At 30.0% G+C, this 1,008-nt stretch carries 1 protein-coding gene; it reads left to right on the top strand.

Annotated elements, in window-relative coordinates:
• Positions 1–54: 54 nt before the first annotated feature.
• The gene (locus ACFCYJ_RS27485) at positions 55–999 is read left to right on the top strand and encodes a DNA methyltransferase (protein WP_376079121.1); all 945 of its coding nucleotides are present in this window, start codon (positions 55–57) and stop codon (positions 997–999) included.
• Positions 1,000–1,008 lie beyond the last annotated feature (9 nt).

Below are 1,008 nucleotides of genomic sequence, written 5' to 3'. Positions count from 1 at the left end.
CGTAAATGTCGTCATAAATAAACTTTCACCTGTAACTAATCGTTTACAAAATGGATGCAAGGTGGAGCTAAAAAACAAGCTTCTTCTGTAAAACAACTTACTGATGATACATTTGAATTCACATTTGTTGGTGAAAACAAACTGTCATTCTTTGGCAATGATGTTTTTCTAAAAAATAAAAAAAGTAAACTTCATAATAGCGAAATTAGAAATACAGTTGTGAAAAATGGTCCCAAAAATCCTATAAGTGAAATTTTGTTACCAGAAGGTTTTCCATGTGAAGTAAAGCAGATGATAATTCCAAAGAGAGAAGATGCTTGGCCAATCTATAATGAAGATTTAATTATTGAAAATTATAAGTTGGTTAATCCTGTAGTAGCTAAAAGCGGATGGAGTTCAAAGAAAATATTACTGAAATTTATTGAAAACGAATTTAATACAGTTTTAGACACAAAAAAACAGGAAACTAGCTTTGTTATTACTCAAACAGGAAATATAGACGGGATTAAAGGAAGAAAAAAAGATTCTCAGTCTCATGTTATATCTGTTCTAAAAGATCTAGGAAGTACTCAATCGATGAGTAATAAACTTCAAGAACAAAATATGAGTTTTGACTATCCTAAGCCTACTGAGCTTTTAGAATATTTAATTTCTATGGTAGATGGAAATGATTTTATCGTTTTAGACTTCTTTTCAGGAAGTGGTTCTACTGCTGAAGCAGTATTAGATATTAATTTGCGTGATGGTGGAAAAAGGAGATTTATTTTAGTTGAATGGGATGAAAGTAGTATAAGAGATATTGCTGTGCAAAGAGTACGAAATAAAATAGCGGAAAATCTGGAACTAAAAGATATAAAATATAGTTACTTGAAAGTTTCTGACCCTATAATAGATAAATTTAAAAGAATTCAACCTAATTTACCGCTAAAACAATTTGTAGACTATATATATTTCTTGGAGTTTTCGGAATCAAATTGGATGCTGATAAGGTGGATATGATTATCATGG

Source organism: Lysinibacillus sp. NPDC056232 (assembly GCF_042267565.1).
GTDB lineage: Bacteria > Bacillota > Bacilli > Bacillales_A > Planococcaceae > Lysinibacillus.
Note: the sequence above shows the minus strand (reverse complement) of the source record. Positions and strands in the feature narration are given on the sequence as shown.